We start from the raw sequence: 13881 nt of genomic DNA, 5'->3' as shown, positions 1-13881 counted from the left end.
AGTGTTCATGAGCTCCGGCGTAGATCTGAGTCAGTTTTACGAAACCTTTTTCGATGAAGCCGATGAGTTGCTGGCGGACATGGAGCGCTTGCTGCTGGAGCTGGATCTGGACGAGCCTGATCGCGATCAGCTCAATGCCATCTTCCGGGCCGCGCACTCAATCAAGGGCGGTGCAGGCACGTTTGGTTGCTTCGGTCAGCTGGCTGAAACTACCCACTTACTCGAAAATCTGCTCGATCTGGTCCGTAATGGCGAGATGCAATTGCGCAAGGACATGATTGACCTCTTTCTGGAAACCAAGGACGTGCTAACCGGACAAGTCAATGCCTACCGCGAGGAACAGGAGCCTGACGAGGAAGCCTATACCCGTATCTGCGCGCAATTGAGGCAACTGGCCCTGGAGCAAAAGGGCATTCTGGCAACGGACGCGAAAGGAACCGAAGCGATTCTGCAAGCCGAAGCGGAACCCGAGCCGGAACCGGCTGCCAACACGGATGGCTTGCCACTGTGGGTGTCCATGGGACCGGTATCGGATAAAGATGCGGAGGCGCTGCAACAAGAAATGGAGTTGATGGGCACCATCGTCCATCAAACCCGTGAAGGCGATCGCCTGGATATCTGGGTGGAAACCACAGGTTCAGCGGACGACATCCTGGCCGTTTGCTGCTTTATTCTGAATGCCGACCAGGTGTCGGTAAAACCGGCTGCTGCTCCTGGGCAAGCGGCGGCTCCAGCATCCGCCGCAGCTTCTGCTCCTGCCGCCGCCGTGGCTGTCGAGCCCGCCGCTGTCGCTCCGGCCGCTCCAGCACCAGCCCCTGTTGCGGCTGAACCTGAAAAAACCGAAACGCCTGCTCCTGCTGTTGCCCCTAAAGCTGCCGACAAACCCGCCAAGGCCGCGGCTCCCAAAGAGTCCGGCACGATCCGCGTGGGCGTGGAAAAAGTTGACCAGATCATCAACCTGGTGGGCGAGCTGGTCATTACACAAGCCATGCTGGTGCAAACTGCCTCGACGCTGGACCCGGTCGTGCATGATCGTCTTTTGAATGGCATCGAACAGTTGGAGCGCAATGCGCGCGATCTGCAAGAGTCCGTGATGTCCATTCGCATGATGCCGATGGATTACGTGTTCAGCCGCTTTCCGCGTGTGGTGCGTGAAAGCGCGGCCCGCATGAACAAGAAGATTCGTCTGGTCACCAAAGGGCAGGCCACCGAGCTGGACAAGAGCCTGATCGAACGCATTATTGATCCGCTCACGCACCTGGTGCGCAACAGTATCGACCACGGCATTGAAATGCCCGAGGATCGTCTGGCAGCGGGCAAGGAAGAAGAGGGCGTGCTGACCTTGTCGGCCCAGCACCAGGGCGGTCATATCATCATTGAAGTGGTGGACGATGGCGCTGGTCTGAACCGCGAACGTATTCTGAAGAAAGCCATGTCTTCGGGCCTGCCTGTCACCGAGACCATGCCGGACGACGAAGTGTGGCAACTGATTTTTGCCCCCGGCTTTTCCACCGCCGACAAAGTCACGGAAATTTCCGGACGCGGCGTGGGCATGGACGTGGTGCGACGCAATATCCAAAGCATGGGCGGCCATGTGCAGCTGTACTCGCGCGCAGGCAAGGGAACGACCACCCGTATTGTCTTGCCGCTGACGCTGGCGATTCTGGATGGCATGTCGGTCCAGGTGGGCAATGAGGTGTTCATCCTGCCGCTGGCTCACGTAACCGAATCCATGCAGCCCACAGAAGAGCAGTTGCGCAGCGTCACCGATACCGATCACGTCATGTTTGTGCGTGGCGAGTATCTGCCCCTGATTTCCCTGCGTGACATCTTCTCGGTTGAAGGGGCCGAGACTGATGTGACTCGTGCGATTGCCGTTATCTTGCAGGCCGAAGACATGCGCTTTGCCTTGCTGGTCGATCACCTGATTGGTCAGCATCAAGTCGTGGTCAAGAACCTGGAAGCCAATTATCGAAAAATTCCGGGTATTTCTGCTGCCACCATTTTGGGCGATGGCAGCGTAGCCCTGATTGTTGATGTTTTTGCCTTGCAACGTCTGGCGCGTGACCCCGCCTCGACGTGGGCCTGATTATTCGGAGATCTTTATGTCCAACGACTTTACTTCCCACTCCGAAGCTGCCGAGGCTGGCGGCAAGGAGTATCTGGTATTTACTCTGGGCGACCAGGAATACGGCATCGATATTCTGAAAGTTCAGGAGATCCGGGGCTACGACTCCCAGACCGTCACTCGTATCGCCAACGTGCCCAATTTCATCAAGGGTGTTACCAATCTGCGTGGCGTAATTGTTCCTATCGCAGACTTGCGGGTGCGTTTCAATATGGAACGGGTGGAGTACGACCACCAGACCGTCGTGGTGATTCTGAACTTGCACGACCGAGTAGTGGGTGTGGTGGTGGATGGTGTCTCGGATGTACTGGTGCTGCAATCGTCCCAGATCAGCGCTGCCCCCAGCTTCGGCACCGCCTTCTCGACCGAGTACCTGACCGGTATCGGTACGCTGGGCGAACGTATGCTGATTTTGGTGGATATTGAAAAACTGATGACCAGTGAAGAGATGGCTCTGGTTGACAGCGCAGTGGCCTGATCGCCCGAGTCTGCAAAGACTTGCCAGGCGGGGACTTGTTTAACGGGTCCTTCAAGGAATGTTCGGGCCGGGGGAGGCGTCACAAGCGCCTCTGATGTTCGGATCTACTCTAGACAAGGTGCTTGCAATGCTGGATGGATTACGTTTAGCCAATCTGAAGGTGCGGACCAGTCTGATTCTGGTACTGGTGTTTTTTTTAGCAATGCTGGTGGCAGGCGCCGCTCTGGGGATTTTGTCCTTGCGCGCCAATAACGGTGCGCTGCAAAGCATCGTGGTCAATCAGCGTGTAGGCTCGGCCATGTATCAGGCCATCGAGCGCTACAAAGAGACTCAAACCCTGATTGGACGAGCGGCCATCAGCTATGTGGTCAGCAATGATCTGCAAAACCAGGACTTGATGGCCGAGTGGAGCGATGTGGCTCCCAAAACCTCGGCGATCAGCTCGGCAACCCGTGATGCCCTGGACGCCACGCGCAAGCAGTTTGAGCTGGCCCAGGAATCCTTCTTTGAATACCAGGGTGTCGCTACCCAGCTGGAAGGCACCAACGATTACTACCAGCGTGTCGACGCGGCGTTCATGTCCCTGATGCAAGGTGGCGTGCTGCCCTTGATCGCCTACCTGGAGCAAGGTGATATTGCGGGTTTCCGCAGCTATGTGGCGACTACCACCAAGTTCCTGGAAGAGGATCTGTACAGCGCCTTGAACACCTTGCAGGAAGCTCAGCAGCGTTCTATCGACTCGCAATACCAGAAAGAAAACGACCAGTACAACATGGTGATCCGTCTGGTGGGTCTGGCCATGGTGCTTTGTCTGTTTATCTCCTTGGCCGTGTATGTGTTCTTGAATCGCATGGTGTTGCGCCCCTTGCGTCAGGCTGGTGCGCACTTTGATCGCATTGCCAGCGGGGATCTGACCCAGCGCGTGGAAGTGAAGTCCACCAATGAAATTGGTGTGCTGTATGACGCCGTGCGTCGCATGCAGGGCAGCTTGCAGTCCATGGTGCAAACCGTGCGTCAGGGCGTGGAAGAGATCACCTTTGGTTCGCGCGAAATTTATGTGGGCAATACGGACTTGAGCAGTCGCACGGAAGAGCAGGCCGCCTCCTTGCAGCAGACTGCGGCCAGCATGGAGCAGTTGGCCAGCACGGTTCGCCAGAACTCGGACAATGCCCAGCAAGCGGACCAGGTTGCCAAGAATGCTTCCGAAGTGGCTCTGCGCGGTGGCCAGGCGGTCTCTACCGTGGTGCAAACCATGGAAGACTTGTCGGCCAGTTCGGGACAGATTGCCCAGATCGTGAACGTGATCGACGGCATTGCCTTCCAGACCAATATTCTGGCCTTGAACGCCGCGGTGGAAGCCGCCCGTGCGGGCGAGCAGGGCAAGGGTTTTGCGGTGGTAGCCGGTGAAGTACGCAGTCTGGCCCAGCGCAGTGCGCAAGCGGCGCGCGAGATCAAGGGCTTGATCGAGCAGTCGCTGGCCAAAGTGAAAGAAGGGACTCGACAGGTGGATGAGGCGGGCAAGGTGGTCATGGAAGTGGTCAGCTCGGTACAGAGCGTAACGACCATCATGGCGGAAATTTCCTCGGCTTCAAACGAGCAGTCGGAAGGAATTGAGCAGGTGAATCGGGCGGTTGCGCAAATGGATGTGGTTGTGCAGCAGAACGCGGCCCTGGTCGAGCAGGCTACCGCTGCGGCGGGCTCTTTGCAGGATCAGGCAACCCGTTTGTCCGATGCGGTGTCGGCGTTCAAAGTCAGTGCGCAAGACATTATTGATGATCCGTTTGAAGCGCCCGAGCCGGAACGATTACGTTCTACCGAGCGTCTGTCGGCGGGGCCTTTTAGCGGGACCTTGGCCAGCCTGTAGTTATATGAGCACATCTGTGGAACCTTTTGTTTATACATTGCCCTCGATCCCGCAAGCCTCGAGGGCCGACTGTGAGCGAGCCGCGCGCTTGCTCAAGTCGTATGCGGGCATCATCTTAGGTACCCACAAAGAAGATATGGTTGCCCGCACGCTGGGTATGCGCAGTCAGAACGCGGGCATGCGCGAGGTACGCCAGTACCTGGATATTCTGGAACAGGACACCCATAGCCAGGAGTGGCAGGACTTCGTCAACGCCTTCACCATCAATCACACCGCGTTTTTTCGGGAACAGCATCACTTCGATATTCTGGGCAAGTTTGTCAGTACACGCGGCAAACCCCTGGATATCTGGTGCAGCGCCGCCTCTACGGGCGAGGAAGCGTATTCCATTGCCATGACGGTGCGCGAACACTGCCCCTCACCGGATGTGAATGTGTCCATTCTGGCTAGCGATATTGACTCGGCTGCCTTGGACAAGGCCCGTCAGGGCGTGTATACCCTGGAGCGCATTCAGCCCGTGCCCGATTTGTGGCTGCCGCGTTACTTTCAGCGTGGCGTGGGCGCTCGCAAGGGGCTGGCACGCGTCAAGCCCGTGTTGCGCAATATGGTGGAGTTCGAGGAGTTCAATCTGGTGGGGCCGGCCTGGCCGTCTTCCAGCCGTTTTGATGTGATCTTCTGTAGAAACACCATGATTTATTTTGATCGTGATGATCAGACACGCATTCTGGAGCGCTTTGCCGCCGTCACCAAGCCTGGCGGACTGCTGTTTGTGGGGCATTCCGAGAACTTCTCCTACCTGACCAAGGCCTTTCGACTGCTGGGTCAGACGGTGTATGTCCGGAACTAGGGCCCATTAGTTTCACCCCGCCCCAAGCTCTGTTGGCGTTTGAAATCGGGATTATGAGTAGCATGAAGAAAATTCGAGTTTTGTGTGTAGACGATTCCGCCCTGGTGCGCAGCCTGATGGTGGAAATTATCAACAGTCATGCGGATATGGAAGTGGTGGCCGTGGCCCCCGATCCGCTGGTGGCGCGCGAGCTGATCAAAGAACACAATCCGGATGTGCTGACGCTGGACGTCGAGATGCCGCGTATGGACGGGCTGGACTTTCTGGAGCGCCTGATGCGCTTGCGTCCCATGCCCGTGGTGATGGTGTCCTCGCTGACCGAGCGCAATTCGGACGTGACCTTGCGTGCCCTGGAGCTGGGCGCGGTGGACTTTGTGACCAAGCCCAAGCTGGGCCTGCGGGACGGCTTGCTGGATTACTCGGACCTGATTGCCGACAAGATCCGCGCCGCCTCCATTGCCCGTCCACGTCGTGCGACCCCGGCCCCGGCAGGGTCCGCCCCGGCTCGTCGCCTGACGCACAACTTTTCGACCACTGAAAAACTGATCATGATCGGTGCATCCACAGGCGGCACCGAGGCCATTCGCCAGGTGCTGGAGCCTTTGCCGGCCAATTGTCCGGCCATCATGATTACCCAACATATGCCAGCCGGTTTCACGCGCTCGTTTGTGAACCGTCTGGATGGACTGTGTTCCATGCAGGTGCACGAGGCCGAAGATGGTCAGCGCGTGTTGCCCGGCCATGTGTATCTGGCTCCTGGTGGCGTGGCGCACATGAAGCTGGCCCGCTCGGGTGCCAACTATGTGGTCAAGCTGGTGGACAGTGAACCTGTCAACCGCCACCGGCCCTCGGTTGATGTGCTGTTTCACTCTGCCGCCGAGCTGGCCGGACGCAATGCCGTGGGTGTCATTCTGACCGGCATGGGCAAGGACGGCGCGCAAGGTTTGCTGGCCATGAAACAGGCCGGTGCCATGACTTTTGCCCAGGACGAAGCCACCAGCGTGGTCTTTGGCATGCCGCGTGAAGCCCTGCAAATTGGCGCGGCGGACATCGCCTTGCCCTTGGGGCAGATCAGCGAACGAATTCTAGCCAGTGTGGGGGCCTTTGGGCACCGTGTATAAACGGTCCTGAACGCACTGGCATGCTACTCATTTGGAGAATGTAAATGGTACAAAAAAATATAAAAATTCTCGTCGTCGATGACTTTCCCACCATGCGCCGGATCATCAAGAACCTGCTCAAGGATCTGGGATACGAGAATGTAGACGAAGCAGAAGATGGTCAGATGGGCCTGGAAAAACTGCGCAACGGCAATTTCGAGTTTGTGGTCTCTGACTGGAATATGCCGAATCTGGATGGACTGGAAATGCTCAAGCAGATTCGTGCCGATGCCAACCTGTCCTCTTTGCCTGTGCTGATGGTGACCGCCGAAGCCAAGAAAGAGAACATTATTGCCGCCGCCCAGGCGGGCGCCAATGGCTACGTCGTCAAACCCTTTACCGCCGCAACTCTGGAAGAGAAGCTGAACAAGATCTTCGAGAAAATGGCCGGTTAATACGGAGTACGTCATGGATCCACAGCAAACACCGAATCATCCCGACCCCCAAAGCGTACCGGTTGATCTGGTCTACCGCATCGCCAATCTGACCCGCCTGCTGCGGGAAAGCATGCGCGAACTGGGTCTGGATCAGGCCATTAAAGATGCCGCGCACGCGATTCCGGATGCCCGTGATCGTCTGCACTATGTGGCTCGCATGACTGAGCAGGCCGCCAACCGGGTACTGAACGCGGCCGAGCAGGTGCGTCCTTTGCAGGAGTCCTTGCAAGAGGATGCCCAGGCCCTGGATGCCGAATGGGAACAGTGGTTTGAACAGCCTCTGGACCAGGACCAGGCCCGCGAACTGGTCAAGCGTACTCGAGGCTTCTTGCGCGATGTGCCCGTCAAGGCCCAGCAGACGCAGGACAATCTGCTGGAAATCATCATGGCCCAGGACTTTCAGGATCTGACCGGGCAGGTGATCACGCGCATGCTGGGTGTGGTTGGCACTATCGAGACCGAACTGGTCCAGGTGCTGGTCGATAATGTCCCCACAGAAAAACGCGAAGAAACTCAAAGTCTTATCAACGGCCCGGTGGTCTCGCCGGTAGCCTCGGAAGTGGTCACCAGCCAGGACCAGGTGGACGACTTGCTGGCGAATCTGGGCTTTTAATCCTCGCCCAAATTCGATCATCGCGTTCGCTTCAGAAAGGCGCTGCACCTTGCAGCGCCTTTTTGCTTGTGGGGAACAGCCTGCTTTTATCGGGCTTTCTCCGCGCTATCAGAGCCGCGGTGCTCTTTTAGAATGACCCCGCGGCCTGCAGTGCGAACGCGACATTCGTGCTGGGCGCGTGATTCATTCTTTCAATTCCTGCGTCTTGGCAGTCCATGGCAGAAGACAGCGATCTCGAAAAAACAGAACCGGCCTCACCCCGGCGCCTGGAGAAGGCGCGGGAAGAGGGGCAGGTGGCGCGTTCCAGAGAGCTGACGACATTCCTGATGCTGCTGGCCGGGATTGGCGGAATCTGGGCCGGAGCCAGCTATTTGTACGAGACTTTTGGCGGCATTGTGCGTCGCAGCGTCTGGTTTGATCCGCGCGTAGCGCACGATCCCAGCGCTATGGTGGTACAGGCGGCCGGTCTGGCAGGCGAAGCGTTAAAAGGTCTGGCACCGCTGTTCCTGCTGCTGGTTGTGGTCGCGATCTTTGCCTCGATCGCCCTGGGCGGCATGAGCTTTAGCGGCAAGGCCTTGCAGCCCAAGTTCGAGCGCATGAATCCGGCCAAGGGCATCAAGCGCATGTTTTCCATGCAGACCGTGATCGAGCTGATCAAGACCCTGGCCAAAGCCGGCCTGGTAGGTTCGGTGGCGGTGTATGTGATCTGGACCGAGCGCGAGCAGATGACGGCTCTGATGTATGTGCATCCCACTGCGGCCATAGCCACGGGGATGACGCTGATCATCAAGTGCTGTGCCCTGATCGCCGCCAGCTTGCTGGTGATTGTCTTGATTGATGCGCCCTGGCAGTTGTGGAGCTTTTACAAAAAGCTGCGCATGTCGCGCCAGGATGTGAAAGAAGAACATAAGGAAAGCGAGGGTGATCCGCATGTGAAAGGGCGCATCCGGCAGCAGCAACGGTCCATGGCCCGTTCGCGCATGATGTCTCAGGTGCCGGGGGCCGATGTGGTGGTTACCAACCCCACGCATTATGCGGTGGCCTTGAAGTATCAGGACGGCAAGGGCGGTGCCCCCCGTGTGGTTGCCAAAGGCACGGGGCTGATTGCTGCCAAGATTCGCGGGCTGGCCGCCGAGCACAAGGTGGCCATGCTGGAGGCGCCTGCGCTGGCACGGGCCTTGTACTTCAACGTGGAGCTGGAGCGCGAGATTCCTGTGGATTTGTACTCGGCCGTGGCCGAAGTGCTGGCCTGGGTTTATCAGCTTCGTAACTGGAACAAGGGGCAGGGCGAGCGCCCGATCATGCCCACCCGATTGAAAGTGCCAACTGGCATGGATGAAGGGCCACTGCGTTCGCGCAAACACTAAAAGCAATGAACAATTTTTTTGCCTTACTGAAACAAAACGGTGGTCAACACGCCCGGCTTTTAGCCGGTCCGGTGCTGATCCTCATGGTCATGGCCATGATGATTCTGCCCTTGCCACCGTTTCTGCTGGACCTGCTGTTTACCTTTAACATCGCCCTGGCCGTCATGATCCTGCTGGTGGCCATGTTCACCAAAAAGCCGCTGGATTTTGCCGCTTTCCCGGCAGTGCTGTTGTTTGCCACCCTATTGCGCCTTTCTCTGAACGTGGCCTCGACGCGAGTGGTACTGATGAACGGCCACAAAGGTCCGGATGCTGCCGGTCAGGTGATTGAAGCTTTTGGCCACTTTCTGGTGGGCGGTAACTTTGCCGTTGGTCTGATCGTGTTCGTGATTCTGGTCATCATCAACTTTGTGGTGATTACCAAGGGTGCTGGCCGTATTGCGGAAGTGGGGGCACGCTTTACCCTGGACGCCTTGCCGGGCAAGCAGATGGCCATTGATGCCGACTTGAACGCTGGCCTGATTGGCGAAGACGATGCCCGTCGTCGCCGTACCGAGGTTTCGCAGGAAGCCGAGTTTTACGGCTCCATGGACGGTGCCAGCAAGTTCGTGCGCGGGGACGCGGTGGCGGGCTTGCTGATCATGGTCATCAACGTGATTGGCGGTCTGATTATTGGTGTCCTGCAGCATGACTTGTCTTTTTCGGAAGCCGGTCGCGTTTACACCTTGCTGACCATTGGTGACGGCCTGGTCGCCCAGATTCCAGCCCTGATCATTTCTACTGCCGCCGGTGTGGTGGTGTCGCGAGTGGCGACGGATGAAGACGTGGGCCAGCAAATGGTCAGCCAGCTTTTCCGCAATCCCATGGTGCTGTACATCACCGCCGGTATTCTGGGTTTGATGGGTTTGATTCCCGGCATGCCCAATCTGGTGTTCCTGCTGCTGGCCGCGATATTGGGTGCTGGAGCCTGGATGATGCAAAAGCATCAGCTCGAGCAGCAGCAGCAAGCCAGCGAACCCAATGATGAAGTCCTGGCCGCAGCCGATTCTGCCGCCAGTGAAGCCAGCTGGAATGATGTGTCCATGGTGGACCCGCTGGGTCTGGAAGTGGGTTATCGCCTGATCTCTTTGGTGGACCATGCGCAAAACGGCGAGCTGCTGCATCGTATCCGCAGCTTGCGTAAAAAGTTCGCACAGGAAGTGGGCTTTTTGCCGCCTGTGGTTCATATTCGGGACAATCTGGAGCTCAAGCCCAACGACTATCGCATCCTGTTGGCCGGGGTGGAAATTGGCCGGGGTACCGCCACGCCAGGGCAGTGGCTGGCCATTGATCCCGGTGGCGTCACCATGAAGCTGCCCGGCACACCTACCACGGACCCGGCCTTTGGCCTGCCCGCCGTGTGGGTGGATGTCAGCATGCGCGAGCAGGCCCAGATCGCGGGCTACACCGTGGTGGATGCCAGCACGGTGATTGCCACGCATATCAATCACTTGCTGCATCGCCACGGGGCCGATTTGCTGGGCCGTCAGGAAGTGCAGCAATTGCTGGATCACGTGGGCCGCGAAGCGCCCAAGCTGGTCGAAGATTTTGTACCGCAAACCTTGTCCCTCAGCCTCTTGCTCAAGGTCTTGCGTGGTCTGTTGGCTGAAGATGTGCCGATTCGCGATATGCGTAGCATTGTGGAAACGCTGGCTGAACACGCACCGCGCATTCTGGCTCCCGGCGCGGTTCAGCCCGGCCAGGAGGCTGGCGAATTGCTTGCGGTTCTGCGCGTGGCCTTGGGACGCGCTATTGTGCAGCAGTGGTTCCCTGGCGAGGGCGAATTGCGTGTGATTGGTCTGGATGCCCGTCTGGAGCGGGTCATGACGCAGGCGCTGACCAGCAGTGGTGCGCTGGAACCAGGTCTGGCCGAGTCGGTACTGACCGATGCCATGCGTGCGGCCCAGTTCCAGGAGGAACATGGGGATCCGCCCGTGCTGGTTGTGCCGCCTGTTTTGCGGGCCACCTTGTCGCGTTTCTTGCGTCACCACATCCCACAACTGGGTGTCTTGTCCAACGCTGAAATCCCTGAAGAACGCATCCTTCGGGTCACCACCATTATTGGTCAGTCTGAATGAATATAAGTCGCTTTTTTGGTAGTACCAGCCGGGAAGCCATGCGTCAGGTGCGCATCGCTTTGGGCCCCGATGCCTTGATTGTGTCCAACCGTCGTGTCAATGGCGGCGTTGAGATTCTGGCTACCGACTCCAGCTCGGTACCGGGGGGCGCCACCGAACGTGCGCCCATGCCCAGCAGTGCGCCGCATCAAGCCGCGGGGATACGTCAGCAGGAAATGGCCCCGCCGCCCGCTGCCGACAATGTGATGGGTGCGATTGGGGCATTGCGTGGTGCCCTGGAAGGCCGCATGGATGATCTGGTCTGGAGTCACCAGATGCGGCGCTCGCCTGTAGCGGTGAATCTATTTCAGAGTCTTTTATCGCAAGGCTTCAGTACTGCCTTGTTGCGTGCCATGCTCAAGCGCCTGCCTGAAGAGCTGGGCGCGCGGGCGGCCTTGCAATGGGTGCGGACCGAGCTGGAAACCCATTTGCCGGTGCTGCGTTCCGAGGACTCCTTGTGGCAGCCCGGCTTGGCCTTGGCTCTAGTGGGCCCCACGGGTGTGGGCAAGACCACCACGCTGGCCAAACTGGCTGCGCGTGCCGTGCGTCGTTTTGGTCCCGATAAGGTCGTTCTGCTGACGACTGACACCTATCGGATCGGTGCGCACGAGCAACTGAAAATTTATGGCGACCTGATGCGGGTAGCCGTGCATATCGTTCAGGACGTGGCGCAACTGCGTAGCGTGATGCTGGGTGTGCGGCCCGATCAGGTGATCCTGATCGACAATATGGGCATCAGCCAGCGCGACCGTTATGTGCGAGAACAAGCTGCATTGCTGGCCAGTGCCGGACGCCGGGTGCAACGCTTGCTGGTCCTGAACGCCGCCAGCCAGGGCGATACCTTGGATGAGGTCGCCCGCAGCTACACGCAAGATGGTGGCACACCGCTAAGCGGTTGCATCATCTCCAAAGTGGACGAGGCGATCAAGCTGGGTGGCCCGCTGGATACGGCCATTCGCTTCAAGCTGCCTATTCATTACGTGTCCAACGGCCAGAAAGTGCCCGAGGATTTGCGTTTCATGAGTGCCGCCGAACTGGTCGATTCTGCCTTGCAGGTGCGCGGGAACCAGCGTCCCTTGTACGCGCCCAGTTCCGGTGATCTGGCGGCCTTGCTGGAAAGCGGTGGCCAGTCCGCCCAGGAGCAACAGGCTGAAGAAGAACGCCGTGCGCGTGTCTTGCCGCGTCTGTTGTCGGCTGCCTCTGCGGGTGGCCCTATCGCCCTGGAGCAGGCCCGTCGTGCAGCCGCCGACCTGGACGAGCGTCTGGCCTGCGCGGAAGCCTACGATTTCTGGCGCGATCTGCATGCGCAAAATGCCCCTGTTCAGGACGGGGCGGCGGCACAGCGTGCCGAAGGCCTGATGCGTGCCGCGTGTCAGGAAGTCAGTGAGGGCAATGTGTCCCGCTTGCTGGTGATCCATGCCGATCATCAGCTTGCCGGTAGCCAGGAGCAATGCTCGTTCAGTTTCCTGTTCAGTCCTAAGGGCCAGGCCTTGAGCGTGCCGTATTATCAACGCCAAACGCCCTCCCAATGGTCGGATGTACGGGGCGTGCGCAGCATGGAACGGCCGGGCCCGACACAGGCACTGAACCAGGCCATGCAGGTCTTGAATGCCCAGGCCCAACCGGTAAACTTGCTGCATATTTTTGAAGGTGGTTCGCCCACCATGTGGCGTCAATGGGCTGATATGGAAGCCGACTGGCTGGCCCTGATTCCGGGTGCGACTTCCTTGTGGCACAAGGACGGCAAGACCACGCCTAATGCCCTTGGCAAACAGCTGGCCTTTCACGCGATTCCTGATCTGGCAGCACGATTGCATCTGGAAACGTTGGGCCGCGCCAAGCAGGGTGAAATCGCCCTGTGGTACGCCGTCGAGCCGGTGCAGTTGCGACAACGCAATGCCGAGCCTGTGCATCTGGACCTGATCATCCTGCGCACCGTGCGTCGTCACGACGGCAAAGTGTTGAAAACCCGTTTTGCCTTGGTGCACCAACGTGCAGGCTCCGAGGCTATCGCCCCGGCCAGTCTGGCCTGCTACATGATGCTGCGTAGCGAAGTGCAGGAAATGGCGCGCTTGCTAAGCACTGTGCGTGGCATTTTGCCTACCAGCAATTCCGAGTTTGAAGAAGAACTCAACTTGCTGGCCGCCGCCCAATTGACGCTGGCCGCCTGGGATTTGCTGCAGGCACCGGACAATCTGGGTGTGCGACAACTTAGCGCACGCTTGCTGGGCAAACCGGGGCTGAAGTCCAGCCACGCGGTTGATGCGCTGGTAAAGATGCTGGTGTTGAAGGAAGCGATGAGCTAAATTCAGCAAGATTGAAAAAGCCTGCCGTGTGACAGGCTTTTTTATGTCTGTCAGAGCGCAGCTTTGGCTTGGCCCTAAACCTTCAAGCTCAAGGAAGACTGCGTATTCTGCGTTTTGCCGGACGCGTCGTAAAAGGTATTGCGACCCGTGAAGGCTTCCAGGGCGTCCAGGTTTTGCTGGGTGTCGACCAAAAAGGTATCCACCAAAATGCGGTTGTTGTCGCTGGCGTTGCGCACCTTCTCGCTCAGCTCGATCAACTGTTCTAGTTCTTCTTCCAGTTCGTCTTCTTCAGCCGCGTAGCGCAGGCCCTGGAGGTTGTTTTCCAGTTCACGTGCTTGCAGGAGCTGGGCGCGAGCCTGGTCCTGTTGCTCGATACGTTCAACCAGCTGATATTTGCGCAGGGTGATCTGGGCCAGTTCTTGTGGCTCGAAGCTGCGCAGCAGCAGGGTGTTTTCTTCTGCCAGTAGCTGCTCGAAGTCCAGCAGGGTTTGGCGTTGATCGGCAAGACAGGTTTGCAAAGACATG

At 58.4% G+C, this 13881-nt stretch carries 11 protein-coding genes; 10 read left to right on the top strand and 1 reads right to left on the bottom strand.

Annotation, left to right across the window (positions count from 1 at the left end; translation table 11 throughout):
* The first annotated feature begins 7 nt into the window (after positions 1 to 7).
* From cheA to flhF, 10 genes are all read left to right on the top strand, one after another.
* On the top strand, positions 8 to 2089 hold the full coding sequence (gene cheA / locus N879_RS05805) for a chemotaxis protein CheA (RefSeq protein WP_009455179.1): 2082 nt from the start codon (positions 8 to 10) through the stop codon (positions 2087 to 2089).
* A 16-nt stretch (positions 2090 to 2105) separates the two neighbouring features.
* Positions 2106 to 2606: a chemotaxis protein CheW gene (locus tag N879_RS05800; protein ID WP_009455177.1), complete on the top strand. Its 501-nt coding sequence runs from the start codon at positions 2106 to 2108 to the stop codon at positions 2604 to 2606.
* A gap of 127 nt (positions 2607 to 2733) precedes the next feature.
* On the top strand, positions 2734 to 4470 hold the full coding sequence (locus N879_RS05795) for a methyl-accepting chemotaxis protein (protein ID WP_021446832.1): 1737 nt from the start codon (positions 2734 to 2736) through the stop codon (positions 4468 to 4470).
* 4 nt (positions 4471 to 4474) lie between these two features.
* A complete protein-coding gene (locus N879_RS05790) occupies positions 4475 to 5317 on the top strand; it encodes a CheR family methyltransferase (protein ID WP_026484567.1) in 843 nt (280 codons plus the stop codon).
* A gap of 62 nt (positions 5318 to 5379) precedes the next feature.
* Positions 5380 to 6438 carry a protein-glutamate methylesterase/protein-glutamine glutaminase gene (locus N879_RS05785; protein ID WP_021446831.1) on the top strand — a complete coding sequence of 353 codons (1059 nt, stop codon included), beginning with the start codon at positions 5380 to 5382 and terminating at the stop codon, positions 6436 to 6438.
* 44 nt (positions 6439 to 6482) lie between these two features.
* On the top strand, positions 6483 to 6872 hold the full coding sequence (cheY, locus tag N879_RS05780) for a chemotaxis response regulator CheY (protein WP_009458133.1): 390 nt from the start codon (positions 6483 to 6485) through the stop codon (positions 6870 to 6872).
* A gap of 13 nt (positions 6873 to 6885) precedes the next feature.
* On the top strand, positions 6886 to 7527 hold the full coding sequence (gene cheZ, locus N879_RS05775; protein WP_021446830.1) for a protein phosphatase CheZ: 642 nt from the start codon (positions 6886 to 6888) through the stop codon (positions 7525 to 7527).
* Positions 7528 to 7742: 215 nt separating this feature from the next.
* Entirely contained in the window at positions 7743 to 8894 is a 1152-nt protein-coding gene (flhB, locus tag N879_RS05770; protein ID WP_021446829.1) for a flagellar biosynthesis protein FlhB, read from the top strand.
* Between the two features lie 5 nt (positions 8895 to 8899).
* Positions 8900 to 11011 (top strand): flagellar biosynthesis protein FlhA, encoded by a 2112-nt coding sequence (gene flhA, locus N879_RS05765; RefSeq protein ID WP_021446828.1) that lies wholly within the window; start codon positions 8900 to 8902, stop codon positions 11009 to 11011.
* A complete protein-coding gene (gene flhF / locus N879_RS05760; RefSeq protein ID WP_009458128.1) occupies positions 11008 to 13356 on the top strand; it encodes a flagellar biosynthesis protein FlhF in 2349 nt (782 codons plus the stop codon). The genes flhA and flhF overlap by 4 nt, the downstream gene beginning before the upstream one ends.
* A gap of 74 nt (positions 13357 to 13430) precedes the next feature.
* Here the strand turns inward: flhF and flgN are convergent, their stop codons facing one another.
* A complete protein-coding gene (gene flgN / locus N879_RS05755) occupies positions 13431 to 13880 on the bottom strand; it encodes a flagellar export chaperone FlgN (RefSeq protein ID WP_009458127.1) in 450 nt (149 codons plus the stop codon).
* Position 13881: the final 1 nt, after the last annotated feature.

The sequence above is a fragment of the Alcaligenes sp. EGD-AK7 genome, assembly GCF_000465875.3.
Taxonomy (GTDB): Bacteria; Pseudomonadota; Gammaproteobacteria; order Burkholderiales; family Burkholderiaceae_B; genus Alcaligenes; species Alcaligenes phenolicus.
Note: the sequence above shows the minus strand (reverse complement) of the source record. Positions and strands in the feature narration are given on the sequence as shown.

What these genes read in the sequence shown, in the direction of transcription:
- N879_RS05790 (WP_026484567.1), top strand. Translation starts at nt 4,475, where the DNA reads ATGAGCACATCTGTGGAACCTTTTGTTTATACATTGCCCTCGATCCCG.
- flhB (WP_021446829.1), top strand. Translation starts at nt 7,743, where the DNA reads ATGGCAGAAGACAGCGATCTCGAAAAAACAGAACCGGCCTCACCCCGG.
- flhA (WP_021446828.1), top strand. Translation starts at nt 8,900, where the DNA reads ATGAACAATTTTTTTGCCTTACTGAAACAAAACGGTGGTCAACACGCC.
- cheY (WP_009458133.1), top strand. Translation starts at nt 6,483, where the DNA reads ATGGTACAAAAAAATATAAAAATTCTCGTCGTCGATGACTTTCCCACC.
- cheZ (WP_021446830.1), top strand. Translation starts at nt 6,886, where the DNA reads ATGGATCCACAGCAAACACCGAATCATCCCGACCCCCAAAGCGTACCG.
- N879_RS05800 (WP_009455177.1), top strand. Translation starts at nt 2,106, where the DNA reads ATGTCCAACGACTTTACTTCCCACTCCGAAGCTGCCGAGGCTGGCGGC.
- cheA (WP_009455179.1), top strand. Translation starts at nt 8, where the DNA reads ATGAGCTCCGGCGTAGATCTGAGTCAGTTTTACGAAACCTTTTTCGAT.
- N879_RS05795 (WP_021446832.1), top strand. Translation starts at nt 2,734, where the DNA reads ATGCTGGATGGATTACGTTTAGCCAATCTGAAGGTGCGGACCAGTCTG.
- flgN (WP_009458127.1), bottom strand. Translation starts at nt 13,880, where the DNA reads ATGTCTTTGCAAACCTGTCTTGCCGATCAACGCCAAACCCTGCTGGAC.
- flhF (WP_009458128.1), top strand. Translation starts at nt 11,008, where the DNA reads ATGAATATAAGTCGCTTTTTTGGTAGTACCAGCCGGGAAGCCATGCGT.
- N879_RS05785 (WP_021446831.1), top strand. Translation starts at nt 5,380, where the DNA reads ATGAAGAAAATTCGAGTTTTGTGTGTAGACGATTCCGCCCTGGTGCGC.